Genomic DNA, 25603 nt, shown 5'->3' with positions numbered 1-25603 from the left:
GTAGGACCCAGAGGATTTGTCGGGTCACTACGTCATCAGTTGCGCCCGTAAAAGAGTTCGCTCCTAAAGCATCCGGTGCCTTGGCGCGCAAGGGCTAGCGATGTCACAGGCGCCCAGACTTGGTGGTGGGAAGGCCCCGGCAGAGCGCCGGGGCCTTTGATCATCGTTTATGCCGGCTGCACCAGATTGGCGAGCAGGCGGAAGGCGCCGGGCACCAGCTTGTCGAGCTGATGGTGCAGCACCAGGCTTGTATGGGTGTGGCGGCCCTTGCCGATCTCGGCCGACAGCAGCGAACCGTTGAGCTTGTCTTCGCCCTTGTCGCTCATCGCCAGAAGCGGCTTGTAGGCCTTGTCCCATTCGGATGCGAAATAGAGCCCGCGTTCCTTGTCCCAGTTCGCCCAGTCTTCCGGCCCGATCTTGTTGGGCTTGTTCAACAACGGGTGTTTCGGTTCGAGGATATCGACCTCTGCATTGGCGTCGGTGACGCGGTAGCGGATCGAGGGCGAGCCGATCTTGAGGAACAGCGGCGGCACCTTCTCGGCATCCCAGCCATCGCTCGGGCGATGGTAGAGCGTCACCAGATGGCCGCCATCCTTGACCCATTTGTGCAGTTCGGGCACGGCCCGGGCAAGATCCTTGCGCTTGCCGAAGGCAAAAATGCCGACAACGATGGTCTTGAGATCGCGGTAGGTGCCCTGTTCGACGTCGGCGGGGCTAAGCTCCACGACATCGATGCCAAGCCGCTTCATCCACAGCCCGACCTTGTCGTTGCCGCCGCTGATGTAGCCGACCTTCAACCCGGTCAGCTCAGCACCTACGGTCTGCACCGGAACCGAGACCCTGGTCGGCACGACGGAGCGGCCGATATGCGGATAGGTGAAGGTGTTGATCGCATACGCGTCCGTGCCGAGCAGCTTGGGCTCGATGGCAAAGCGCGTTTCGACGGGCTTTGCAGGTGGCTGCAGGTCGAAGGTGCCCGAATTGTCCGACGCTTCGCCTGACGGGTTCAGCGCCCAGCCCTCGGGCAGGTCGATCTTGAGGTCGCCGACCTTGGCGTTAGTGACGGTCGCGGTCATGGCGACAGGCGCCAGATCGGCGGCCGTGTTGAACACCACCGCGTCGGGCTTCAGCTCCAGCGAGGCCGAGGGAAGAACCCTGAGCGCATCCTCCAGATCGACGTCGAGCACCGCCGACCGGTCACCGATCTTCACAGTCAGCCGCACGAAGGCGTCACCATTGCCGCCGAGCGGGTCGAACTGCTCGGTCAGCGGGTTGGTGAGCTCAGCATCGCTTGCCACCGAAAGCTGGTCGTTGCTGGCAGTCAGCCCCTTGCGCGCGATGATCTCGGCTGATTCCACCACCACGCTTTCAGGTGCCTCGACCAGCGTCTTGATGGTGATGGTATCGCCCGGCTTGAGGTCCCCACCTTCGGTGAAGGCACGGACATGCATGCCCGACGCGGTTGCCAGGACCAGATCGACCTCGCGCGCCTTGCGCTCGAGGCGGTGCGCGACAAGGGCGCGGAACTCTTGAGGCAATTGCTTGTGGGCTTCGTCGATGGCTTTGCCGATTTCGACAGCCTTGTTCACCACCACGACCGGGTCGCCATAATCGGCGATAGCCTCGTCGATCAGCCCCTGCGCGTTGCGCAGCGCATCCGCAACGGAGCCTGGCATGCCGTCCATAGCCGCCATGTCGCCGACAGTGGCAATCAGGCCATCGCGGATGTCGACCTCGCTTGTCGCCCGCTCGCCTTGGGCGACGCGCGCTAGATGCAGCTGCCATTCGGTCTGGGGTTCAGCGCGCCACTTGCCCATGCCCTGGGTCAGATGGCACGACCGCGACCACTCGCCCATCTGCGGGAAGGTGGCACCCGAGATCTTGTCGCGTTCAGGTGCCTTCACCGTCAGCGTGGTGGGCGGCGGCGGCGTTTCGTCGTCGTACACCCCGCCCCCGCCGCCATAAGCGGGCGAATAGATCTTTGGCACGTCCCAGGGGTCGAGGCCGGCGGCGATCTGCTCGGGATACTCCTTGGCGTCGCCGGAGATGTCCGCTGTGATGAAGGTCGCGACGACGGCTGCCCGGTGCTGGCCGTGCTGCCCTGGCACGTCGAGGAAGCAATTCATGACGATGTCGGGCTTGTACTGGCGGAATGCCCAGGTCATGCGCTCGACCACGCGGTCCCGGCCCCAGCGGTCAATGGTGTCGTTCGGATCCTTGGAGAAGCCGAAATCGTGCACCGAGTCGGAATGGCCGCGTCCGCCGAAGGCGAGCGAGGCGTCGAGCGAACGCGAAGCTTCCTGCATCTCGCGGGTGCGTAACACGCCAAGGACCGAGCCACGCTCGGCGCCAATGCTGTTCTGGCCGCCCTCGCCGCGGGTGATGCAATAAAGCACCGGGCGGATGCCATAGACATGGCGGAGTGCTGCCAGCAGCCCGCTCGGCTCGTCATCGGGATGTGCGCCGGTGGTCATGAAGGTCAGCGTCGAGGTCAGGCGTTCGAGACGGCGATGAAGCGTTACGATTGCCGGCTCAAGCTTCTGCCGAGCAATAAGCTCGAGGTCGGAAGCGGGCGCGGCGTGCGCTGCCGTACGCATGGCAAGCAAGGCGGGTGGCAGCGATGCGATGAACAATCGCCGGGTCATCGTCGTCATGAAGATCTCCTCTCGTGATCAGGCGGCGCCTTGGGTGGCAACTCCCCTCCCTTGGGCGCCTCCGCCAGCCTCAGGGGCCAGCCAAGCAGACTATGGCCAGCCAAATAAAATAACTCAAGTAAGTTTATGTATTTGAGCAAATGCTGTTTGAAGAGGAGAACCGAGCGCGAAGAACATGAAATCTGCGCCCATTTGCCTTGCTGAATCGTGGTTTCGCACTGGGCCGGCTTGCTGGGCGCTCATGCCAATGGCCGCATAGGCTTCCCGCCCTGGCCCGCCATCGGCAAGGAACTGGATCAAAGAGGTTTGTGCGAAGACACGTCGCCTACGCCTGCTTCGGCGACGCCTTCATCAGCCCGTCGATGACAGCGGCGATCACCGCGAGTTGGTCGTCGAACGAAGCGCCCGCGTCGATCGCCAGTGCGGCACGGTCGAATGTGGCGGCGAGCAATCCGGTGAGCGCATCGAGCGGCAGCTTGCGCATCGCGCCTGCCCGCATTGTCGCTGCCAGCCCTTCGCGCAAAGTGCGGTTGCCGTGGCGGTCGTCGATGGCGTCCATGCCGGTGCGGCCGAGCACCGCCGGGCCGTCGAGCAGCAACAGCCTTGTGCGTCCCGGCACCTGCATCGCCCGGAGATAGGCTTCGGTGCCCGCCAGAAGTGCTTCGCGCGCGCCAAGGGCCGTGGGCGCCGCGCGTTCGACCTCTTCGGCGACGGCGCTCGCCTCCTGTTCGGCAACTGCGGCGAACAGCGCCTGCTTGTCGCTGAAGTGGTGATAGAGCGCGCCGCGCGTGACGCCGGCCGCCGCCACGATCTCCGGTGTGCCCGTCTCGGCATAGGATTTTTCGGTGAACAGCCTGCGCGCGGCAGCGATCAGGTCGCCGCGCGTCGCCTCGGTGCGGTCGCGGTTGGAGCGGCGCTCTGTTTTCACTTGCATGCATGCAGCCTGTATGTTAATTCACATTTACATGCAGACTGTRTGTTGATTGAGGAGAGAAGGAAAGCCATGAAAACGACCAGCTACTATCCCGTGCTTATGACCGGCGATGTCGCCGGCACCGCCGCTTTCTACATCAAGCATTTCCGCTTCGCGTCGGAGTTTGACGCCGGCTGGTATGTCCACCTGCGGTCGACGGAAGACAGGCGCGTCGATCTCGCCATCGTCCAGGGCGACCACGAGACGATCCCCGAGGAGGGGCGTGGGCGGGTCGCCGGCCTGCTGATCAATTTCGAGGTCAAGGATGTCGATGCCGTGCATGAACGGCTCGTTGCCGAAGGGCTGCCGATCCTGCGCTCGCTTCGCGATGAAGACTTCGGGCAGCGCCACTTCATCACCAGGGATCCCAACGGCGTGCTGATCGACGTCATCACGCCAATCCCGCCGAGCCCCGAGTTCCTGGCGCTGTATGTGCCGGATACGGTTGACGCCTGACGCAAACGAAAACGGAGGCGCCATGAGGCGCCTCCGTTGAAAGTCTCGATCTTGGCTTCACAGCCGGCCCGCAGGCTTAGTCCTGAACATAACAACGCTTGCGGGTGCCGGGCGCCGGGTCGCCGAACGTATCGTTGTCGCAGTCGACGCCGTCGCGGAAGACACCTTCTTCATATTGTCCGATCGTCCCGTAGCGAACGCGCTTGCGGCCGTAGAAGTCACAGAACTGGTTCTCGTTTGCGCAAACAACCCACCTGTTGCGACGAGGTTCACCGTATTCGCCACCATTGTCGCGACCGCCTCTGCCGCGTTGCACGATGTAGCACTCCTTGCGCAGGCCCGGTGCCGGGTCGCCGAATACGCGATTTGAGCAGCGCACTGCCGGTTCATCGATAAAGCGCGATGTGGTCCTGCCTTGCGCGCCGTAGACGACTTCAGCCGGGAACGGCAGCCGACATGTGCCACCTTCCGATGCGCAGCGGACCAGGCGCTGCTGTTGAGCGGAGGCAGGGCTGGGGGTGAACGTCGACACGGTCGCAGCAAGACCAGCGACGCAAATGGATGCGAAAGCCGTCCGCATCGTAAGGGTGTGGGCGATTGACACTGGATATATGTCCTTGGTTCGTTGTGCTGATCGACGTTAAAAGCCGCGTCTTGAACGCATGATGAACGAGGCTTATTAGCGATTGGTCGTTTCCTTGGCTGCCCTTTTTTGCTTTGGGAAGCGCAGCGCCGCAATCAATGTTGGCCCTACCGATTGCCAAATTGCCCTACCAGGACGCCGCAGCCTCCGCATCTGCCGCCCATACCCCAGCGTCCGCAAGGGCTTGCGCAGCAAGAATGCAAGCTTTCGATCCATTAGAGATATCTTATTGAAATGTTAGAGGAAATTCCGTCCACAGCCGCATGACGTCAATAACTAGACTCTTTTAATCATGTATTGTACCTCGCGGTCGTTCAAACGGAATCGCAAGTACCATCATGAAATTCCCAAGCCTGTTTGCAGCGGCGCTGGTCTCCAGCACCGCTCTCTCCTCCTATGCGCTTGCGCAAGCCCAACAGCCCATCATCGAATTTGAAGGCAACCTCGCCTACGGCCAAGGTGATGGCGGGCTCGGCATCTTCATGCCCTTCCTGCTCGACAGCGGCGACGGCGTCTTCTTCGATGCCAGCGGCAGCTTTATCGAAGGCTCGGCGCGGCAGGCGTCGTTCGGCATGGGCTACCGCCACCGCTACGGCAATGACTGGCTGCTCGGCGCTTATGGCTATCTCGACATCTTCAACAGCGACCTCGGCAATAGCTTCCACCAGCTGTCCTTCGGCGCGGAAGTCATCGGCAACAGCTTCGAGGCGCGCACCAACGTCTACCTGCCGCTGACCGACGCCAAGCAGGTCGAAAACCTGAGCCGTGCCTTCATCTCCGGCAATGAGCTCAAGTTCCAGGGCGGGCGCGAAGTCGCGCGCGGCGGCGCGGACATCGAAGCAGGCGTGCGCGTTCCGATCTTCCCCGACGACATGAAAGCCCAGATGAAGGTTTTCGGCGGCAGCTACTGGTATGAGGGCGACGGCATCGACGACACATTGGGCGTCAAGGCACGCGCCGAACTCACCTTCGCCGGCCTGCCCGGCGTTTCCGGCTCGACGCTGTCGCTTGGCACCTCGGTTTCATACGACAACGAAGACCGCACGGAGTTTGGCTTCACCGCCCGCCTGCGTGTGCCCCTTGGCGGCAACAGCAACAGCAAGGCAGCCTTCGACCCGATGTTCCAGCGCGTCGAGCGGGCCGATTTCGTCCGCACCCATGCTGGTGCTACGGGCGCTGTCGAGGCGGCGGAATTCGTCTCGAATGGAAACGCTATCGGCAAAGTCGTCAGCATCTCGGCCGCCACAGGCGACGCCGCGGCTATCAACGAGGCGCTCACCACCGCCGGCACCAATGCGCTTGTGCTGGCAAATGGCGGCATCTCGCTCGGCCAGACATTGCTGCTCGGCGCCGATCAGCACATGCTCGGCGGCGGCGGTTCGATCGCTGTGCGCGGCGCCAACAGCCGGCTTGTGGCCGCTTTCCGCAATGACGGCCAAGCGACGACACTCAGGGGTCTCAATCCCACTGCGAACGTCGTAACCATGGGCACCGGCAGCGAGGTCGCCAACCTCGCCATTTCAGGCGGGCTCGCGGGCATTGCGAGCAATGGCACCTCGAACATATCGATCCGCAACGTGGACATTTCGAAGACCGCCGGCGACGGCATCCGCCTCGACAACGTGGCTGGCGCAACCATCGCAGGCGCTTCCATCCACGACCTCTACATCTGTGACAACAACACCGCTTGCGAATTCGCGGTGGGCAAGCCGAACCTGGCACCCTTTGCCGCGATCAGCGCGCTCGGCACCAGCGGGCTCACGGTGCAGGATACCGTGATCGACAGCGTCACCTACGGCATCTTCGCCGGCAGCCGTATCAATGACAAAGGCTGGCCACCTGTCATCACCAACGCGGCCAACGACATCACCATCGACAATGTCACCATCTCCAAGTCCCGACGCGAGGGCATCTTGCTCGTCGCAGCCAACGACGTTGAGATGAACAAGGTCACCATCGACAATTCCGCGCAGGGGCTCGACATGGATCTGGTGGTGCTTCAGGGCACCTCCGATGTGACCATCACCGACATGACGCTCAAGGGCGGGGTCAACGGGCTGATGCTCGTCACCTCCAGCACCTTGCCTGAGGAGGCCGTCACCACCAATGTACGTGTCGACGGGCTCAAGGTCGACGGCACGCGCAACGCCGGCATCTTCCTCAACCCGGTCGCCGGCATCAGCTTCAAGGATGTCACCATCACCAATGCTGGCACCTACGGTGCCTTCATCTATGGCAGCGAGTGGTCATTCCTGGGCGGTCCGGTGAAGGACATCGACTTCGGCAACATGCGGGTCATAGATGCCGCCAAGGCCGGGCTCTATTTCTCCGGCCCGGCCGAGAACATCCGCGGCGACGTCACCGTTGTCGGCACGCCACTCAATTGTCTCGCCGACCAGGGCAAGTGGTCAGCCACGTCGCTGACCCAGAGTGCCGGCTCGGTCCTGACGCTCAATGGCAACGAACTCGTCGCCAGCAAGCTGATGACCTCCTGCAAGTGATGATGACCGGCCCTCGCGACATCGTTCGCGAGGGCCACCCCATGGCAGAAAATCGCAGTTGCCTGCGCGCTCTGCTATAAGTGGCGGCGCCGGAAACGGAGGCCGCCGTGACGCTTGCCCCAAAACTTGTCCTGCTTGCCGTCGGAAGCACGCTGGTCAGCCTGGGGCTCGCGATTGTCGGCGCTGGTGGAATTAGTGCGTACTTTTCAAATCCGGCGCGCACCGCAGCCGTCATCATCACCATCGTTCTGTGGGTAGTCGCCCTTTTCAGCAACGCAAATCTCAGCCCCGGCGAACGGGAAGACCGCTCCGACCGCTGGGTGCTTGCGGCCTTCGGCGTAATCGCCCTGCTCAATGTTTTCCTGCCCGCCTACACCGACCGCCTCGACGTCTGGACCATCGGCGGCGACACCATCCGGTGGATCGGCGTCGCCCTGTTTGCCGCAGGCGGCATCCTGCGACTGTGGCCGGTCTTTGTGCTTGGCAATCGTTTCAGCGGGTTGGTCGCAATCCAGCCGGGCCACAGGCTGGTCACGTCAGGCATCTATTCCGTCATCCGCAATCCAAGCTACCTCGGCCTGCTGGTCAATTCGCTCGGCTGGGCGCTCGTCTTCCGCTCAGGCGTGGGCCTGGTGCTGACCGCGCTGACCCTCCTGCCCCTGCTCGCGCGCATCGCGTCGGAGGAACGCCTGTTGCGCGGACATTTCGGCGCCGAATACGACGCCTACGTCAGCCGTACCTGGCGCCTCGTACCCGGCCTCTTTTGAGCGGCGCTCACTCCTTCGGCGCAACGCATTGTTTGTCGCGAAACAGCGCCCATTCCTCGCAGATCCGTCCATCAGGCAGATGGCAGTAACCCAACGCGTTGCCGGCGCTGTCCTTGGTGATCTCGGAACGTCCGCCGATATTGCCGCAATGAACCGAAGCGGGGTTGGCCATGCCGATAGGGTTTTGCACCGGAGCAGCAGCAGCACCCATCATCACAAATGAAAGTGCGGCAAGGCCCGTCGCTGTTTTCACAAGCTGTCGCATCACACCCTCCAAAACAAAGAAACCCGGGTTTTGCCCGGGCTTCTTTTAATCCATCCTCAGCTGTCGAGGAAGCTTCTTAGCTTGCGSGAGCGGCTSGGRTGCTTGAGCTTGCGCAGCGCCTTGGCCTCGATCTGSCGRATRCGYTCGCGSGTSACSKWRAACTGCTGGCCGACCTCTTCSAGCGTRTGGTCGGTGTTCATGCCGATGCCGAARCGCATGCGCAGCACRCGYTCCTCGCGCGGSGTGAGCGAAGCCAGCACGCGCGTGGTCGTCTCGCGCAGATTGGCCTGGATCGCCGCGTCGATCGGCAGGATCGCCATCTTGTCTTCGATGAAGTCGCCGAGGTGCGAATCCTCCTCATCGCCGACAGGCGTTTCGAGCGAAATCGGCTCCTTGGCGATCTTCAGCACCTTGCGCACTTTTTCGAGCGGCATGGCGAGCTTTTCGGCCAGTTCTTCCGGCGTCGGCTCGCGGCCGATCTCGTGCAGCATCTGGCGCGATGTCCGGACGATCTTGTTGATCGTCTCGATCATGTGCACCGGAATGCGGATAGTGCGGGCCTGGTCGGCGATCGAACGCGTGATCGCCTGCCTGATCCACCAAGTCGCATAGGTCGAGAACTTGTAGCCGCGACGGTACTCGAACTTGTCGACRGCCTTCATCAGGCCRATATTGCCCTCCTGGATCAGRTCCAGGAACTGCAGGCCGCGGTTSGTGTAYTTCTTGGCGATSGAGATSACGAGACGGAGGTTGGCTTCCACCATCTCCTTCTTGGCCATCGCTGCTTCGCGCTCGCCCTTCTGCACCTGATTGACGATCTTGCGGAATTCCAGGATCGAGATCGCCGTTTCGGTGGCGAGGTTCTGGATTTCGGCGCGCAGGTCGCGGATGGCATCCTTCTCGTTCTTGGTGAACTCCTTCCAGCCACGGCTGGACAGGTTGGCGATCGAACGGGTCCAGTTCGGATCGAGTTCCGAACCCTGATACTCGCGCAGGAACTCCTCGCGGCGCACACCGTAGCTTTCGGCGAGACGCAGCAGCTTGCCTTCGTTCTGCACCAGGCGCTTGTTGATGTCGTAGAGCTGCTCGACAAGTGCCTCGATGCGGGCGTTGTTGAGCGACAGCGACTTCACCGCCTTGACGAGCTGGTCCTTCAGCTCCTTGAGGCGACGGTCCTGGCTCGGCGACAGCGTGCCGGCAGCAGCGAGACGGTTCTCGACCTGCTGGTCCTGCAGCTTGCGCAGCTTCTTGTAGGTGTCGGCGATGACGTCGAGGGTTTCCATGACCTGCGGACGCAGTTCCGCTTCCATGGCAGCCAGCGACAGGCTTGCCTCGTCATCTTCCTCGTCATCTTCTTCGCCGCGGGTGTCGGCGCCGACATTGGTGATGTCGTCTTCTTCATCACGGCCACCGCGACGCGACTTGTCGTCGGTCTTGGCCTTGGCGTCTTCGTCGACGCGCTCGACCACTGGCGCCTGCTTGGCCTCGGGGCCGGCATAGGTCGCTTCGAGATCGATGATCTCACGCAGCAGGATTTTTGCTTCGTTGAGTTCGTCGCGCCAGATGATGATGGCCTGGAAGGTCAGCGGGCTTTCGCAAAGACCAGCGATCATCGTCTCGCGGCCGGCCTCGATGCGCTTGGCGATGGCGATTTCGCCTTCGCGCGACAAAAGCTCCACCGAACCCATTTCGCGCAGATACATGCGCACGGGATCGTCGGTGCGGTCCGTCGGCTCTTTTTTGGTCGTGGTCGCAGCAACAGCCGTGCCAGTCTGCTCGGCCAGCTCGTTGGCGTCTTCTTCGGCGTCCGACTCGCTCTTTTCGCCTTCGGCTTCCTCGCCGGTCTCGTCGTCTTCGACCACGTTGATGCCCATATCGGAAAGCATCGACATGGTGTCTTCGATCTGTTCGGAGGTCACTTCCTCCGAGGGCAGCACCGAATTCAGCTCGTCCATAGTGACATAGCCGCGCTTCTTCGCGACTTTGATCATCTTCTTGACAGCGTCATCGGAAAGGTCGAGCAAAGGTCCGTCTGGGGCGCCTTCGCGTTCAGTCTCGACCTCTTCCTTTTCTTTTGTCGCCATTCTTCGCTTCTCCAGGCGGCCCGTCAGCCGCTTAAACTCTTAGACAGTGCAAATCAGATGCGCTCATCGAACCTGCGCCTGAACTGCCAGTAGCTGCACCTGTGTTAAGTCCAGATTAACCGTGATATCTGTGGCGGAATATCTTCCTGTCCAGTGACAAGCGCCCCAATCCGCATTTTCAGGCCATCGACACGACTGGCGGCCCGGCCGCCGGTTAACTTTTTCGAATCGACCTGATTCCGTCATTCCGTCGGAAGGTCAAGCGCCTCTCGCATGATTCGCACCAAAAAAGCGAATCAAATGCGGGATAATCGGTCCGCCGCGTCAGTTGCGACCGCTACGACCCGACGACACCCCGAAGCCTTCGATAAGCGCTTCGGTGGCCTGCACGTCATGAAACTGCGCCTGAACTTCCACCAGATGTCGGTAGTTTTCGTCGGTAGGATCGGTAGCCAGCGCGGCCTCGGCCTGTTTCAGCTCCTTATGTAAGGTGCGGGCGCTGCGGTGCAAGTGCAACGCCTGCGCGAAGGCGTCGCGGGCATCCTCGATCGCCGCATCCTCAAATGCCGTCCACTGCCGGGCGCGTCGCGCCAGCGCCACGGCACGTTCCCACATCTCGGCACAGGACGCGCGTTCGATCGCCGCCACCACCGCTTCGCGCGTATTGGCCTCGCCATGCGCCATGGCGTCGATCAGCACCGAATGCAGCTGCTTGAGATCGCCATGGCTGAGGTCGAGGCGTTCGACATGCTCGAAATTCTCGTCGATCAGCGAGGGGTGATTGACAAGCGCCACCACAAGGGCTGCCTCGCGCAACGGCATGATACCGCCGGCGCGCTTGACCATCGCCGAGCGCGCCAGGCTTTCGGACACGGCGAACCGGCCGGCCTTGGCGCCCGTGCCGCCCTTGTTCCATTGGCCGCGCTCGCCGCCCTTGTTGAACGACCCCTTGTTGCGGTCGCCCTGGCCCTGCTGGCGCCCGCGCTGGTTGCCGAAGAAATTCAGCACGCGTTCGCGCATCTCCTGCTGGTAGTGGTAGCGGACACTCTCGTCCTTGATCCTGCCGCTCAGCTCGCGCAGCGTCTTTTCAAGCTCCGCACGGCGCTCGGGCGTGTCGAACAGCCCGCCCGAGGTCTCGCGCATCCAGATCAGCTCGGACAAAGGCCGCGCGGCGGTAAGTACGGAACGAAACGCCTCCGGTCCTTCGGCCTTGACCAGATCGTCGGGGTCCTTGCCCTCCGGCAGCAGCGCAAAGCGCGCAGTGTGCCCAGGTGCCACCAGCGGCAGCACCATATCGGCGGCGCGGTAGGCGGCCTTCAGGCCGGCCTTGTCGCCGTCGAAGCACAAAACCGGTTCGCCCGACATGCGCCACAGCAGTTCGAGCTGGTTTTCGGTCAGCGCGGTGCCAAGCGGCGCCACGACATTGTCGAAACCGGCCTGGGCCAGCGCGATCACGTCCATGTAGCCTTCGACCGCGATCACCGCTCCGCCCTTTTGCAGCGCCTTGCGGGCGCGGGCGAAATTGTAAAGCACGTTACCCTTGTGGAAGAGCTCGGTCTCAGGCGAGTTGAGATACTTGGCCGAAACCTCGGCTGACATGGCGCGTCCGCCAAAAGCGATGATGCGGCCGCGTGAATCAGGGATTGGAAACATGATGCGGTCGCGGAAACGATCGTAGGAAACCGGCACGTCCTCAAAGACGGTCAGCCCGCAGGCCTCCATCTGCGCTTTTTCGATACCCTTGGAAGCCAAAAATTCCTTGAGCGCGTTGCGGCTGTCGGGCGCGAAGCCGAGCCGGAACTGCTGCTGCGTTGCCGGCGAAAGCCCACGGTCGCGCAGATAGGCACGTCCCCTCGCCCCGTCGGCCGATTGCAGCCGGTCCTCGAAAAACTTGGTCGCCAGCTCCATGACGTCGTGCAGCGAGGCGCGCTCGCGCTCGCGCCGTTCTTCCTGCGCGTCGCGCGCCGGCATCGGCACGCCAGCCATCTCGGCGACCCGCTCCACCGCCTCGGGGAAGGTCATGCCGTCGAGTTCGGTGAAGAAACGGAAATGATCGCCCGAAACCCCGCAGCCGAAGCAATGATAGCGGCCCTTGCGGTCCTCGCAGTGAAACGACGGCGACTTCTCGCCATGGAACGGGCAGCACGCCCAAAAATCACCACGCGGTGCGTTGGTCTTTTTGCGGTCCCACGTCACGCGCAGGCCGATAACGGCCGAAATCGGCACGCGGTCGCGTATCTCGCTCAAAAATCCGTCGGAAAAGCGCATTGGGCCCTGCTTGTTTCATCCTGATATAGGCGCTCTCCCCGCCCGACACTAATCCTATTCGCCGTCATGCCCGCTGTTCACAGCCCCTGGCCTGCATGAACATCCAGATTGCGCCGCCCCACAGTCGCTACGGAACCCCAGGCTCGCCGGGAGTATCTCTATATATGACAGATCGAGCATCTTGCGGCCCAATGCACACGTGTGCAATATGGACGAATAATATTATCCGGCTAATCTAATCGGCATGGCCATGACAGTGATTCGTTTACGCGCCCAGACCATCGCGGTCGCCTCCTCAACCGCCCTTCGGTGCAGCCCCCACAGGTGCAGCCAATGAGCGGTTCGGTCGTCCTGCTGCATCTTGCCGGCGCGGTCGCCCTGCTTTTGTTCGCCACTCGCATGGTGCGCACCGGCGTCGAGCGCGCCTATGGCGACGTCCTGCGTCACAAGCTGCGCAACACCATGCGCAATCCGATCCTCGCCGTGCTTGCCGGCACTGCCCTTGCCATCGCCTTCCAAAGTTCCACTGCCGTCACCTTGCTAGTCGGCTCTTTTGCCGGCGCCGGCATCGTCAGCGGCATTGCCGGCCAGCTCGCCGTGCGCGGCGCCGAAATCGGCTCGGCGCTGGTCATCAAGATCCTGACCTTCGACCTCACGCTTCTGGTGCCGCTCTGCCTCGTCGCCGGCACCACCATGTTCCTGGCCACCGACCGGCGTAGCTGGCAGCAGACCGGCCGCATCCTCGTTGGCATCGGCCTTCTGGTGCTGTCGCTCGAAATGGTCGGCCAGGCATCCGAGCCGCTGCGCGAAAGCAAACTTTTGCCGGTCATCGTCGACTATTTCGCCGGCGATCCCGTCACCGCCTATCTGCTCGCCGCTGTCGTCACCTGGCTGTTCCATTCCTCGATCGCCGCCGTGCTTTTGATCGTCGCCCTTGGGGGCCGCGGCTTCGTTCCGCCCGAACTCGGCATCGTTCTGGTGCTCGGCGTCAATCTCGGCAGCTCGATCATCGCGCCTTTGCTTACGCGCAACGCCGAGCCAGCCGTCCGCGTCGTGCCCATCGGCAACCTTCTGATGCGCGGCGCGGGCTCGCTTGTCATGCTGGTTGCCTTCTTGTGGATCAAGCCGTCTGTCGCCTTCCTCGGTTCGACCGTGCCGGACCAGATCATCAACGCCCATATATTGTTCAATTGCCTGATCCTGGTCGCCGGCATTCCGCTCGCCAAACTCGTCTACAGCGCCTCTGAAAAGATCGTGGCGCTCGGCGCCAAAGCCGACCCGGCCAAAGACATAGCGGTCGCCGAACTGAGCGCCCTCAACGAGGCCGCCCTCGACACACCATCACTAGCTCTCGCCAATGCCACCCGCGAAGTGGTCCGCGTTTGCGAAACCGTCGAGATCATGCTCCAGCGCATCATCGAGCTGTATGAGAAGGCCGATGACGACAAGATCAAGGCGCTGGCCTCGCTCGACGACCGCGTCGACCGCAAGCATGCGGCGATCAAGCTCTACCTCGCCAAGGCCACCATCCGGCCGATGACCGAGGACGAGGCGCTGCGTTGCCAGGAACTGCTTGGCGCCTGCGTCAAGCTCGAGCAGGTCGGCGACATCATCGTCCGCAACATGCTCGCCCATGTGCAGAAGAAACTCGATCGCGGCCTCGAATTCACACCCGAAGGCTGGCGCGAGCTTTCGAGCTTCCACGCCGCTGTCATGGCCAACGCGCGGCTTGCCTTCAACGTCCTGGTATCGCGCGATCCCAATACCGCACGACAGCTCGTGCTCGAAAAGGACCGGCTGCGCGACGTCGAGAAAGAAACCAGTCAGAGCCATTTCCTGCGCCTGCGCGACGGCACCATCAAGAGCGTCGAGACAAGCTCGATCCATCTCGACACCATCCGCGACCTCAAGCAGATCAACTCGCTGCTCGCCTCGATGGCCTATCCGGTGCTCGAAGAGCAGGGTCTGCTCAGCGGCACACGCCTCAAGGCGAGCTGAACAGAAGGCCGACGTCACCATCGTCATCCCGGAAAGCGCAGCGTAGCGAAGCTTATCCGGGAACCATTGACTGGAATATCGTCTGGCGCGGCCGGGTCCTCGCGTTGACGTACTCGTCTATGCCTCCACAAACTCAGGACCCGGCCGCGCTCATCAATAGGTCCCGGGTCTCGCTCCGTTCGCCCGGGATGACGACGGCGTGGGATCGTGGCTCAAGGCAACAATCGCTCAAGTGCTGTCTGGCCTCACCGACAAGCCTTGCCTGCCACCGCCAATCCGGGTGACGCTGCCCCTTTCAACGAAGGGGATATAGATATGGCCGCGCTCGACCACGAAGCCCTCATCGCCGAGATGACCGCATGGCGGCGCGATCTGCATGCCCATCCCGAATTCGGCTTTGAGGAAAAGCGCACGAGCGCGTTCGTGGCGGCACAGCTCAGGGCCTTCGGCCTCAATGAGGTCGTCGAAGGTGTCGGCGGAACCGGCGTTGTCGGAACGCTCAGGCGTGGCAGTGGCAACCGCGCCATAGCACTCCGGGCCGACATGGACGCGCTCCGCATCACGGAGCAAGCGAACCACGACCATCCCTCGCAGACACCCGGCGTCATGCATGCCTGCGGCCATGACGGCCACACGGCCATGCTGTTGGGCGCAGCCAAGATGCTCGCCAGCGAAGGCGGCTTCGACGGCACGGTGCGCTTCATCTTCCAGCCCGCCGAGGAGTGGGGCAAGGGTGCGCTCGCCATGCTCGACGACGGCCTGATGGCGCGCTTTCCCTTCGACGAAATTTACGGGCTGCACAACATGCCCGGCCTGCCTGTCGGCCATTTCGAAACCCGGCCCGGCCCGATCATGTCGGCCGAAGACAATTTCGAGATCGTGCTGCGCGGCCTTGGCGGTCATGCGGCCCGGCCGCATGGCGGGCGCGAGGTTCTGGTCGCCGCCTGTGCGCTGGTTACCAATCTCCAGACCATCGTGTCGCGCCGGTTGAGCCCGGCCGACATCTCGGTCGTTTCGGTCACCGAGCTTTTGACCGACGGCACCCGCAACGCCCTGCCCGGCTTCGCCCGCATCCTCGGGGACGCCAGAAGCTTCCGGCCCGAGGTGAGCGCCGAAATTGAAAGGCAGATGCGCATCATCGCCGAGGGCACGGCCCTGACGTTCAACTGCTCAGCCGAGGTGACCTACACCAGGGAGTTCGTGCCGCTGATCAATGACGCCGACGCAACACAGGCAGCGCTTGAGGCCGCAAGCACGGTTTTTGCCCCCGGCGCCGTCAACGGCAAAGGCGAGATCGTCTCCGCATCGGAGGACTTCGCCCGCTTCCTCGATCATGTGCCCGGCTGCTTTGCCTATATTGGCAACGGCGAAGGCTCGGCACCGCTCCACAACCCGACATTCGACTTCAACGACGCCGCCCTGATCCACGGCGCGCGCTTCCACGCCGCCATCGCGCGCCAGCGCCTGCCGGCCGAGTAATCTCAGGCGAAGGGGTTGCCCGAATCGGATTTTATTGGTGACCTCTGCAAAGGCCGTGCAGCCTGCCGCTCGCTCCTTCCGGATTGGTGAATGCACCTCAACCTTGGCTTGGCCCCCTTGGGTGACCGTCGGCAATGCGAGCACTGACGTTGTTTGTCACCCTTTCCATGGGAACATTCCATGCCATCACTTGATCACGTGAAATCCATAGCCAAGGAACTGCGCAGCAGCCTGGCCGCACAAAACATCCACCTCTCGCACAGCGCCTGCCTCGAAATCGTCGCACACCAGTTCGGCTTCGACGACTGGAACATGTTCAAGGCGCACTGTGACACCAAGGCCGACTTCCGCATCTCGATCATGGTCGAGCACGGCCGCGAAGAGGAAGCGGCCGCATTCTATCAGCGGGCCTTCGGCGCCGTTCGTGGCGGGGCCTACATGTTTGAGGGTGAGGCGATCTCGATAGACCTGCAAATCGGCGATACGGCAATGCAAGTCGGAGGGGCCAATCCCCGCAGGGAACTGGAGCCGCACCGAGGCGGCCCCTTTTTTCCCAAGGCCAAGGGCGCGGTCAGTACGGTCTTTGTGCTTGACGTCGCCAGCGCCGAGGCGGCCCTGCAAAGAGCAATCAACGCTGGAGCGACCCTGCGGGGAGAGCTAGGGGAAGCGACCGACGGCCGACGCGGCGCCACCGTGTTCGATCCGTTCGGGCACATCTGGGGCCTCCAGGACAAGACGCCCGTCAGGCTTAGTCGCGCCGCCTGAGATCCCAAGAAAAACGCCCCGACTGCATGGCAGTCGGGGCGTCGTTGTTCAAAACGCAATCAAGGGTGAAGCTACTGCAGCAGCTCCTTGACGATGCCGCTCGCCTTGCCGAAATCCATCTGGCCGGGATAGCGCTCCTTGAGCGCATTCATAATGCGGCCCATGTCGCGCAGGCCCTCAGCGCCGAGCTCGGCGATCACTTTTTGCGCTGCGTCGCGCACCGCTGCGTCTTCCATCTGCTTGGGCAGGAAGTCGGTGATGATGGTTATCTCATCGCGTTCCTGGGCGGCAAGCTCCAGCCTCGCGCCTTCCTCGAAGGCCTTGGCCGATTCTTGCCGCTGCTTGACCATCTTGGTCAGGATCTGCAGGATTTCATCATCCGACACCGGGTCCTTGCCGGAACCGCGATGGGCGATGTCGCGGTCCTGGATAGCGGCCTGGATCAGCCTGAGCGTCGATGTGCGGCGTTTGTCGCCGGCTTTCAATGCAGTCTTCAGCGCCTCGGCGAGTGTCTCGCGCATGGCCATTACTCCTGAACGTGTCGCAAACAATAACGCCGACCTGCCACAGTGGCAAACCGAATGACAATGGCCAACTTCCTGTTTTTGCTAGGAAAAATAATTAGCCGTGAATTCCGGTGCGGTCATTGACCACCCGCCGGCCTTCGCTTATTGTCCGCGCCTTGCAAGGACTAGTTTGTTTTGTGCACGGGGCTCGCCTGACGGCGGTCGTCCGTGCTTTTCGCTGCGCGATATGGCCCCTTGCGAGCCATTTTTCAAGTCGCCGCGCCCGTTACGCAGGAGCATCGCCATGGCCTCAGAGACCGCCCCCTGGGCAACCGAAGTGCCGACCGCCGTTCTGGTTCTGGCCGACGGCACGGTCATCACCGGCCGAGGCCTTGGCGCCACAGGGACTGCCGTCGCCGAAGTCTGCTTCAATACGGCACTGACCGGCTACCAGGAGGTTCTGACCGACCCATCCTACGCCAGCCAGATCGTCACCTTCACCTTCCCTCACATCGGCAACATCGGTACCAACGATGAAGACATCGAGGACCTGAACCCGGCGGCCCGCTTCGGCGCGGTCGGTGCGGTGTTCAAGGCCGATGTCACCAACCCATCGAGCTATCGTGCCGCCGGCCATCTCGACCAGTGGCTGAAGCGGCGCGGCATCGTTGCCATGTCGGGCGTCGACACCCGCGCGTTGACCGCACTGATCCGCGAAAAGGGCATGCCCAATGGCGTCATCGCGCACGCGCCGGACGGCAAGTTCGACCTCGACGATTTGAGGGCCCGGGCCCGCGCATGGTCAGGTCTCGTTGGCCTCGACCTCGCCAAGGAAGTCACCTCTGGCCAGTCCTCCAGCTGGAGCGAAACGCCCTGGGTCTGGAACGAAGGCTACGGCGAGCGCAATGAAGCCACCATGCATGTCGTTGCCATCGATTATGGCGTGAAGCGCAACATCCTGCGCCTGCTCGCCGGCCTCGGCGCCAAGGTCACGGTCGTTCCGGCCAAGACTTCGGCCGAAGACATCCTGGCAATGAAGCCGGACGGCATCTTCCTGTCCAACGGCCCAGGCGACCCGGCGGCGACAGGCGAATATTCGGTGCCGGTCATCAAGGACCTGCTCAAGACCGAATTGCCGGTCTTCGGCATCTGCCTCGGTCACCAGATGCTGGCCCTTGCCCTTGGCGGCAGGACCGAAAAGATGCACCAGGGCCATCACGGCGCCAACCATCCGGTCAAGGACCACACCACCGGCAAGGTCGAGATCGTGTCGATGAACCACGGCTTTGCGGTCGATGCCGAATCGCTGCCCGAAGGCGTCGAAGAAACCCACGTTTCGCTGTTCGATGGCTCGAATTGCGGAATTGCGCTCACCGGCCGCCCGGTGTTTTCGGTCCAGCACCATCCTGAGGCGTCGCCCGGCCCGCAGGATTCGCACTATCTCTTCCGCCGCTTCGTCAACCTGATCCGCGCCCGCCAGGGCGAGCCGGCACTGGCTGAGCGCTGAGCCGGACATTCAGAAAGAGGCCCTCGAAGGCATTCGTGAGATAAGGCTCCGCTATTGCGGGGCCTTATCTATTACGTGACCAAAAACCCAGATGTTGGCCTCAAGCTGCGCTGTCAGCTTGCCTCTGCGGCGACACGCTGCACCACCTATTTCTTGCCCTGAGGGTAGATCGTTTCGCCGCGCTTGAGCATCGCAACGAAGGTCTCGATCTTCTTCTTGCGCCCGGCTTCGGTCTTCATGTTGTGGGTGCGGAAGGCAAGTGCGAAACGATTCTGCGCGCTGAGTTTGCCCAACATCGCCCTCGCCTCGGGCTCGGCGTCGATCGCCGCCTGGAGGTCGTCGGGGATCTTCATGTCCTTGCCGCTCTTGTAGGCGCGCTGCCAGCGCCCATCAGCCTTGGCCGCCTCGACGTGGCTGAGGCCGTGCTCGGTCATTCGGCCTTCGGCGATCAGGCGGGCGACATTGTCGACATTGATCTGGCTCCAGGTGCCTTTCTTGCCGCGCGGCGAGTAGCGCTGCAAAAAGCTCTTGTCGTCGAGCCCCTTGCGCACGCCATCGATCCAGCCCCAGCACAGCACCATGTCGATAGCCTCTTTCGGCGTGATCGACTTGAGCCCCGTCCCCACCTTGTGGATCTTGATCCAGACCTCGTCTTGGCTGTCGTGGTGCTCGCCGAGCCAGTCGTAGAAACTCGCGGCATCGGCGAACTCGCGGACTTTGTCCGGATCGACATATACGGGCGCCATCAGATCACCAGCTCCACGTCAGCAACAAATCCGTCAGACAAGATGGCTCTCCTCTTTTCGATACCTACCGCCGCGAAGCCGGGTTTGCGAACACGGCAAGCAAGCTTTCATGGGTGGCCCAATCTGCATGCTCGCAGCGCCTCATGCCAGTCTATCTTGCGGTTCAGGCCAAGTGCAGCAGGCTTATTGTAGTGGCGCCTGCATCGTAACAACGCTCATCGAGTGAACCCCAAGTAGAGACAGTGGAGAAGCAAGGCGAAACTGACCACCAAATCCTCCATGCCTGACATACGGCTTCGACGTCATGCMTTCGTCTTTCCAGTTGGCATGCTTTCTGCTTTGCGACTGCTGCAGTGTTAGAGAAACGGTGGTGATCAATGGCATATGTGATAGATCTCAATACGCACGAACGGGTCGAACAACGCAAGGAAGGCCGTCGCCGCACGCTGAAAGGCGCCAAGTTGTCATTTTACGGCGGCTATTGCTCCTTTGAGGGCATTGTCCGCAACCAGTCCCAAAATGGCGCAAGATTGGACTTTGGCGACACGACAGGTGTGCCAGCCGAGTTCAGTCTGGCGATTACCGGCGAGGCAGCAAAGCGAACGGCACGCGTGTGCTGGTATTCGCCGACATCGGTAGGCGTGCGCTTTGTCGAACAATAGCGCGGACGTCTCCTGCCCGGMGCCCAGACAGGTCTAGGTCCTGTTGGCAAAAGAGCTTCTCAAATGCGGCTTGGTTTGTTTCATGGCTTCCATTTGCGGGAAGCTTTGTTGGCAAGCGGCGGTCCAAACGACAGTGAATAGGCGGTGTCAGCCCGCTTCTGCCAGCCGAACGGGACGCTGGGCAGCCTCGGCGAATGTCGAATTTTCGCTATGATCAGGAACCTGCGCCTTTTTGCCGATGATAGGTCAGCGCCGCGCGCAAGCAGAGCATCAGTGGCTCGCGCGGCAGAGCTCCCGTGGTGGACACGACGAGTGCGCGATTGCCCTCGAATGCGAAGGTATCGGCAAAATGGGTTCGGAACGTTTCGACAAGCGTTGTCTTGCAGTTGAACAGCACCGCGCATGCTTCGGGTGCGGACTTTATGGTGCCCAGCCTGATGGTTGTTCCGCTCTTGCTGGCCTCGGTCAGATAGGCCGCTTCGCCCCACTTGAGTGTTTCGGTCAGCGGGCCAATACCTTCGGTTTCCTTGGCTACCGCAAATACGATCTCGCGAATCTCCAACAGACGCGCCCGCACCGGCTCGGAGTAGCGCGATAGCGCTTCGGCAACGAGACGGGGGACAAGCGGGGTCTTCATGGCGCTACCTTGAGAGGCAGGTGAACATCGGTGCGCAGTTCGTTTTGCGGCACCTCACGTGGGTCGTTGAGATAGGCTTCGAAGATTGGAGCATCATCCGGCTCATAGCCGGAAGCGGGCAGCCACACGCCCAGAAACCAGCGATAGGCACCGCGCATATCGGCATAGGGACCTGTGTAGCTCAGTTTCGCATATAGCCCGCCGCGCAGAACCGTCTCCACCAGTGGTGCATCGATTGTGACGGAATTTGCCACCGGCAGGCAGGCACGCGAGCGCAATTCCTCCTCAGGCCCGAGATCGGGATCGTCGAAAAACACCCCGATCATGGCGGGCTGGACCGGCAGGGCATGACGGGCGACAAGCTCGGAAAAGAGCCTGCCCATGGCATGGTCGATTTCCATGTAGGAGCCCGTGTGTTCGACCCCGGCACATCGCCGCTCTGGCAAGGTCTCCACCGTCACGGGGAAGGCGCTCGCATCGCTGGCCGCATGGGCAGCCTTAAAGGCGGCGTGCGAGCCTTTTCCACGGTAGGCAGCGGGGCTCACGCCGAACGAGTCCTTGAAGGCCCGCCCGAACGTGTCGGCGGAGCTATAGCCGGCACGCGTGGCGACCGCTCCGATGTCTAGATCGGAGTTGGACAGCCGATCAGCCGCGCGCTGGAGCCTTAACCTGCGGAACGTTGCGGCAATCGTTTCTCCGCGCATGGCCGAGTAGATTCGGCTCCAGTGATAGGGAGAAAGACAAGCGACCTCCGCCAGTCGGTCAAAGGAGAGATCATCCTCCAGATGGGCATAGACGTAATCAAGCACCCGGTTAAGGCGGTCGTTGTAATTTTCCTGGCTGTGCATAGGAGCCCTCTGTCGTGCTTTGAAATCATAGAAAGTCTTGCACGACGTGGACAGGCAAATCCTGYGGAAGTGCGCATAGTGGGTCTCCACGCGCCATCCTGCGAATTGAAGCGCTATGCATCAGCGCTTGGCTATGCGGTTGTCGTCGCCGCCTCCTGCCTGGCCGCAACCGGCCTTTCGACCTTGAGCACGAACACCACAAGCGCCAGGAATACGCCGCCCACAGCGGAAGCATCGCTTATAGGACAAACATACAAAAAGAACAGTACAAGAACACGTCAAATCTGTTCATGCCGGCGAGGGCATCAGGCGACCGGATGCCCCTCGCTTGCCTCGAGGATCGCAAACCATTGCTGACGCTCGAGCACCACATCCAGCGCCTTGGCCAATTGCGCAAGCCGCGCCGGCTTCATCGTGCCGAGCACCGGCACCAGCCGCGCCGGATGGCGTAGCAGCCAGGCGATGGCAATTGTTGCGATATCATGGGCGCCGGTTTCGGCCGCGGCGACAGTAAGCGCCGCGCGCACCTTGTGCTCGTGCGCACCGTCGCCGGTGAACAGCGAGCCGCCGCCGAGCGGCGACCAGATCATCGGCGCGTAACGCAGCCTCTGCGCGTGGTCGAGCCGGCCATCCGTCAGTGCCGAGGTCTCCAGCACCGAATGCTCGATCTGGTTGGTGACGAGAGGAAATGGCAGCCTTGAAGCCAAAAGGTCGAATTGCTGCGGCGTGAAGTTGGACACGCCGACTGCGCGCACCTTGCCGGCCGACACCAGCCGCTCAAAGGCGGCCGCCGTCTCGTCGGCATCCATCAGTGGGTCCGGCCGGTGGATCAGCACAAGGTCGAGATAATCGGTGCCAAGGTTCTTGAGCGAGCGTTCGACGGATGAGGTGATGTGGGCGGCACCGGTGTCGTAATGTTTGAGCCGGTTCGCCGGGCGGTTGACCGACTTCAGCATGATGCCGCATTTGCTGATGAGCTCGATGCTGTCGCGCCTGCCCTTGAAGCGGGCAAGGCCGGCGCCAAAGGCTTCTTCGACCGCATAGTCGCCATAGATGTCGGCATGGTCGAAACTGGTCAGGCCAAGGTCGATCGCCGTATCGATGAGCCGCGCTACAGCCTCAGTGCTCGGGCTTTGACCGTCCAGCAGGCGCCAGGCGCCGAACACCAACCGCGAAAGCGATGGACCACCGGGCACAAGTTCAATGCGTCGGGCGGAAACCATGGAGATCGGCCTCAGATCGGGTTGTTGAACGTGTCGCAGTCCGACAGCTTGCCGCTCTTGAAGCCGGCGGCAAACCAGCGCTGGCGTTGTGCCGAGGTGCCGTGGTTGAAGCTTTCCGGCACGACGTAACCTTGCATGCGCTTTTGCAGCGTGTCGTCGCCGATCTGTCGGGCGGCGTTCAGCGCCTCTTCGATGTCGCCTTGCTCGAGCAGACCCTTCTGATCGGTATAGTAGCCCCAGATGCCGGCGAAGCAGTCGGCCTGAAGCTCGACGCGCACCGACATGGCGTTGGCGTCCGCCTCGCTCATGCTCTGCCGCATCTGGTTGAACTTGGGCAGGATGCCGGTCAGGTTCTGGACGTGGTGGCCGACCTCATGGGCGATGACATAGGCTTCGGCGAAATCACCGGAAGCCCCGAACTGCTTGGACAGCTGGTTGAAGAAGGCCGTGTCGAGATAGACCTTGCGGTCGCCGGGGCAATAAAACGGGCCCGACGCCGCCGAGGAATAGCCGCAAGCCGAATTGACCTGGCCGGAAAACAGCAGCAGCTTGGGTTCCTGGTATTTCAGCCCCTCGGCCTGGAAGATGCCATTCCAGGTGTCTTCGGTCTCGGCCAGCACCGTGGAGACGAACTGGGTCATCTCATCGTTTGCCGGCGCACCGCCCTGGGTTACCTGGCCGCCGCCGGTGCCTGAGCCACCGCCATCCGAAAGTATCTGCATAGGATCGATGCCGCAGGCACGCAGTGCGAAAAACAGCACCACAAGGATGATGATGCCCGAAAGTCCGCCGCCGCCCGTCGAGATGCGCGGTCCCATCGGCAGGCGTCCGCCACCGCCGAGCCCGCCGCCAAGGCCTCCGCCGCCATCGCCGCGCGCATCCTCGACATTGTCACTCTGGCGACGGCCTCTCCAGCGCATAGGCGTATCCTTGATGTTTCATGTCGCGGGGTCGGCTCCGCTCACTGAGACAATTAGCCCAACGCCAGCGGCAAGTCACAGGGTTTTTGGTTGTGCCATGCAGCTGAGTTCGCGGCCAATTCAGCTTTTCTGCTTGGCGCCCGCACTCTTGCCATCGGAGCTTTTGGAGCGCTCCTCGAAGCGCTTTTCGCCCTTCTTGAAGTCGTGGCCAGTCTTGGCCTCGACCTTGCGTTCTTCCTTGGCCGCCGCCTGCCTAAGGCCCTTGGCAGCTTCTTTTCCCTTTGGTGTCGGCGCTTGTGTGATGGCCATCGTTCATTCCTCCTGAGCGCCAGTCCATTCAGGCGCCAAGGCTAACGCGAGCCGACAGCACTTGTTCCCGGTTTGCGGAAGCTTGGCCAGCCAGCAATCGTCACCGCCCGCAACAGCCATTCCAGCGGGCCATAGGAGAAGCGCGCCATCCACCAGCGGCTGAGCACCAGCTGAACGCCGAAGATTCCCACGGCGAGAAGCAACCCACCAAGCGGCGACACCTGGCCCATCAGCCTGAAGCCGTAGGCATAAAACAAGGTGGCGCACACAAGTGATTGCAACAGGTAGTTGGAGAGCGCCATGCGCCCTGCCGGCGCCAGCACGTTGGGCAGACGCCGAAAGCGATGGAAGGCGAACATCGCCAGCGCGACATAAGCCCCTGTCAAAAGCGGCGCGGTCAACAGGCCGATCGCCAGGCCAGGCAAGTCCCACACAGTGCCGACCAGATAGATCGACGTCCAGCCGTACAACGCGGCCCCAGGCAGGCCGATGATCAGACCGGCAGAAAGCATGCGTCGCAGCAGCGGCAGGTAGTGGTCGAGCTGTACAAACATCTGCCGCTTGCCGGCAACGAGGCCGACGAGAAACATCGCCAGCGCGCACGGCCCTTGCATCAGGCCGATCACCACCCAGACATTGCCAAGTTCGCTCAGATGCTGGGCGATCACGGTGCTTGGCGCGCCGAGATAGGCCGCCAGCGCAGCTTTCCCTTCGGCCAGGCCGACAGCCGGGTCGAGCGCCACCGGGTCCAGCATCTGCAGCATTCCAACTGCGCCCCACGCCAGCGCGGTACCGATCACCAGCCATCGCGCCAGCCGCAGCGCCCTGGCCTCCTCGATGTTGCGCAGCCAAAGCAACACCACGCCAAGCACGGCATAAGTGGTCAGGATGTCGCCATGAAACAGCAGCACCGCATGCATGAAGCCGATGGCCCATAGCCCGGCCTGTCGCCGCAGCAGGCGCGGCACGAAAGCCTCGCCGGCGCGCTCCGCCGACTGCATCTGCAGGGTGAAGCTGTAGCCGAACAGGAACGAAAACAGCAGGTAGAACTTTGTCTCGAACAGGAAGGCGATGACGAACCGCACTGCAGAGTCGAGCGGTGTGGCAAAGACCGGTTCGCCAACGCCCAAGCCGTAGTAGGGCGAGGCAAAAGCGGTGATGTTGACGACGAGGATGCCGAACAGCGCGAAACCGCGCAGCGCGTCGACATAGGTGATCCGCTCTTGTTTGGAGGATTTCACGGTTATCGCACTCATGGCTTCGCGCTTTCGTTGGCGACATCCATACCCGGGCGCAAAAACCGCCCGAGCAGGATGCGCATCGTCTTGTGCTGGTCGGCTGGCTTGAATTCGGCGTCGACAGCCACGCGGCTGAAGATGCCGTCGATGAGGG

General features: G+C 62.2%; 22 protein-coding genes. 8 read left to right on the top strand and 14 right to left on the bottom strand.

Annotated features, from left to right (window positions below; genetic code table 11):
• Window positions 1-167: 167 nt before the first annotated feature.
• Together AC1DWF_RS09945 and AC1DWF_RS09940 are read right to left on the bottom strand one after the other, a co-directional pair.
• On the bottom strand, window positions 168-2654 hold the full coding sequence (locus tag AC1DWF_RS09945) for a PIG-L family deacetylase (protein ID WP_476782208.1): 2487 nt from the start codon (window positions 2652-2654) through the stop codon (window positions 168-170).
• 325 nt (window positions 2655-2979) lie between these two features.
• Window positions 2980-3588: a TetR/AcrR family transcriptional regulator gene (locus AC1DWF_RS09940; protein ID WP_476782209.1), complete on the bottom strand. Its 609-nt coding sequence runs from the start codon at window positions 3586-3588 to the stop codon at window positions 2980-2982.
• A gap of 69 nt (window positions 3589-3657) precedes the next feature.
• Between AC1DWF_RS09940 and AC1DWF_RS09935 the strand changes: the two genes are divergently transcribed.
• The gene (locus tag AC1DWF_RS09935; protein WP_476782210.1) at window positions 3658-4083 is read left to right on the top strand and encodes a VOC family protein; all 426 of its coding nucleotides are present in this window, start codon (window positions 3658-3660) and stop codon (window positions 4081-4083) included.
• A 76-nt stretch (window positions 4084-4159) separates the two neighbouring features.
• On the opposite strand, the gene AC1DWF_RS09930 is transcribed toward AC1DWF_RS09935, so the two are convergent.
• Window positions 4160-4615: a hypothetical protein gene (locus tag AC1DWF_RS09930; protein ID WP_476841642.1), complete on the bottom strand. Its 456-nt coding sequence runs from the start codon at window positions 4613-4615 to the stop codon at window positions 4160-4162.
• Between the two features lie 449 nt (window positions 4616-5064).
• On the opposite strand from AC1DWF_RS09930, the gene AC1DWF_RS09925 reads away from it, so the two are divergent.
• Window positions 5065-7227: a right-handed parallel beta-helix repeat-containing protein gene (locus AC1DWF_RS09925; protein WP_476784869.1), complete on the top strand. Its 2163-nt coding sequence runs from the start codon at window positions 5065-5067 to the stop codon at window positions 7225-7227.
• A gap of 107 nt (window positions 7228-7334) precedes the next feature.
• Complete coding sequence (locus tag AC1DWF_RS09920; RefSeq protein ID WP_476784868.1) at window positions 7335-7994, top strand: methyltransferase family protein; 660 nt, start codon at window positions 7335-7337, stop codon at window positions 7992-7994.
• A 7-nt stretch (window positions 7995-8001) separates the two neighbouring features.
• Here AC1DWF_RS09920 and AC1DWF_RS09915 read toward each other — a convergent pair whose 3' ends face one another.
• The 3 genes from AC1DWF_RS09915 to dnaG form a co-directional block, all read right to left on the bottom strand.
• Entirely contained in the window at window positions 8002-8259 is a 258-nt protein-coding gene (locus tag AC1DWF_RS09915) for a putative hemolysin (RefSeq protein ID WP_476784867.1), read from the bottom strand.
• A 56-nt stretch (window positions 8260-8315) separates the two neighbouring features.
• The gene (rpoD, locus tag AC1DWF_RS09910; protein ID WP_476841641.1) at window positions 8316-10343 is read right to left on the bottom strand and encodes an RNA polymerase sigma factor RpoD; all 2028 of its coding nucleotides are present in this window, start codon (window positions 10341-10343) and stop codon (window positions 8316-8318) included.
• A gap of 324 nt (window positions 10344-10667) precedes the next feature.
• Entirely contained in the window at window positions 10668-12611 is a 1944-nt protein-coding gene (dnaG, locus tag AC1DWF_RS09905; protein WP_476789037.1) for a DNA primase, read from the bottom strand.
• A gap of 333 nt (window positions 12612-12944) precedes the next feature.
• Between dnaG and AC1DWF_RS09900 the strand changes: the two genes are divergently transcribed.
• The 3 genes from AC1DWF_RS09900 to AC1DWF_RS09890 all read left to right on the top strand — a co-directional run bounded on the left by AC1DWF_RS09900 (window position 12945) and on the right by AC1DWF_RS09890 (window position 16853).
• Window positions 12945-14609, top strand: a complete 1665-nt coding sequence (locus tag AC1DWF_RS09900) for a Na/Pi cotransporter family protein (protein WP_476784147.1) — start codon at window positions 12945-12947, stop codon at window positions 14607-14609.
• 315 nt (window positions 14610-14924) lie between these two features.
• A complete protein-coding gene (locus AC1DWF_RS09895) occupies window positions 14925-16088 on the top strand; it encodes a M20 aminoacylase family protein (protein ID WP_476784148.1) in 1164 nt (387 codons plus the stop codon).
• Between the two features lie 180 nt (window positions 16089-16268).
• The gene (locus AC1DWF_RS09890; protein WP_476784149.1) at window positions 16269-16853 is read left to right on the top strand and encodes a glyoxalase superfamily protein; all 585 of its coding nucleotides are present in this window, start codon (window positions 16269-16271) and stop codon (window positions 16851-16853) included.
• Window positions 16854-16924: 71 nt separating this feature from the next.
• Here the strand turns inward: AC1DWF_RS09890 and AC1DWF_RS09885 are convergent, their stop codons facing one another.
• On the bottom strand, window positions 16925-17374 hold the full coding sequence (locus tag AC1DWF_RS09885; RefSeq protein WP_476784150.1) for a GatB/YqeY domain-containing protein: 450 nt from the start codon (window positions 17372-17374) through the stop codon (window positions 16925-16927).
• A gap of 289 nt (window positions 17375-17663) precedes the next feature.
• On the opposite strand from AC1DWF_RS09885, the gene carA reads away from it, so the two are divergent.
• Entirely contained in the window at window positions 17664-18866 is a 1203-nt protein-coding gene (gene carA / locus AC1DWF_RS09880; protein ID WP_476784151.1) for a glutamine-hydrolyzing carbamoyl-phosphate synthase small subunit, read from the top strand.
• Between the two features lie 146 nt (window positions 18867-19012).
• Here the strand turns inward: carA and AC1DWF_RS09875 are convergent, their stop codons facing one another.
• Window positions 19013-19612 (bottom strand): YdeI/OmpD-associated family protein, encoded by a 600-nt coding sequence (locus AC1DWF_RS09875; protein ID WP_476784152.1) that lies wholly within the window; start codon window positions 19610-19612, stop codon window positions 19013-19015.
• A 377-nt stretch (window positions 19613-19989) separates the two neighbouring features.
• Here AC1DWF_RS09875 and AC1DWF_RS09870 point away from each other — a divergent pair, with 377 nt between their 5' ends.
• Complete coding sequence (locus AC1DWF_RS09870) at window positions 19990-20274, top strand: hypothetical protein (RefSeq protein ID WP_476789036.1); 285 nt, start codon at window positions 19990-19992, stop codon at window positions 20272-20274.
• 214 nt (window positions 20275-20488) lie between these two features.
• Here AC1DWF_RS09870 and AC1DWF_RS09865 read toward each other — a convergent pair whose 3' ends face one another.
• From AC1DWF_RS09865 to AC1DWF_RS09840, 6 genes are all read right to left on the bottom strand, one after another.
• The gene (locus AC1DWF_RS09865) at window positions 20489-20911 is read right to left on the bottom strand and encodes a DUF1801 domain-containing protein (RefSeq protein ID WP_476789035.1); all 423 of its coding nucleotides are present in this window, start codon (window positions 20909-20911) and stop codon (window positions 20489-20491) included.
• On the bottom strand, window positions 20908-21759 hold the full coding sequence (locus AC1DWF_RS09860) for an AraC family transcriptional regulator (RefSeq protein ID WP_476784137.1): 852 nt from the start codon (window positions 21757-21759) through the stop codon (window positions 20908-20910). The genes AC1DWF_RS09865 and AC1DWF_RS09860 overlap by 4 nt, the downstream gene beginning before the upstream one ends.
• A 305-nt stretch (window positions 21760-22064) precedes the next feature.
• On the bottom strand, window positions 22065-22982 hold the full coding sequence (locus tag AC1DWF_RS09855) for an aldo/keto reductase (protein WP_476784136.1): 918 nt from the start codon (window positions 22980-22982) through the stop codon (window positions 22065-22067).
• A gap of 11 nt (window positions 22983-22993) precedes the next feature.
• Window positions 22994-23902, bottom strand: coding sequence for a KPN_02809 family neutral zinc metallopeptidase (gene ypfJ, locus AC1DWF_RS09850; protein ID WP_476789034.1), 909 nt, complete (start codon window positions 23900-23902; stop codon window positions 22994-22996).
• Window positions 23903-24022: 120 nt separating this feature from the next.
• Window positions 24023-24211 carry a hypothetical protein gene (locus AC1DWF_RS09845; RefSeq protein WP_476784134.1) on the bottom strand — a complete coding sequence of 63 codons (189 nt, stop codon included), beginning with the start codon at window positions 24209-24211 and terminating at the stop codon, window positions 24023-24025.
• A gap of 41 nt (window positions 24212-24252) precedes the next feature.
• The gene (locus AC1DWF_RS09840) at window positions 24253-25467 is read right to left on the bottom strand and encodes a DUF418 domain-containing protein (RefSeq protein WP_476784133.1); all 1215 of its coding nucleotides are present in this window, start codon (window positions 25465-25467) and stop codon (window positions 24253-24255) included.
• Between the last annotated feature and the right edge of the window lie 136 nt (window positions 25468-25603).

This window comes from Aminobacter sp. P4_D5, from assembly GCF_056401815.1.
This window is presented reverse-complemented; position numbering and strand designations above follow the sequence as displayed.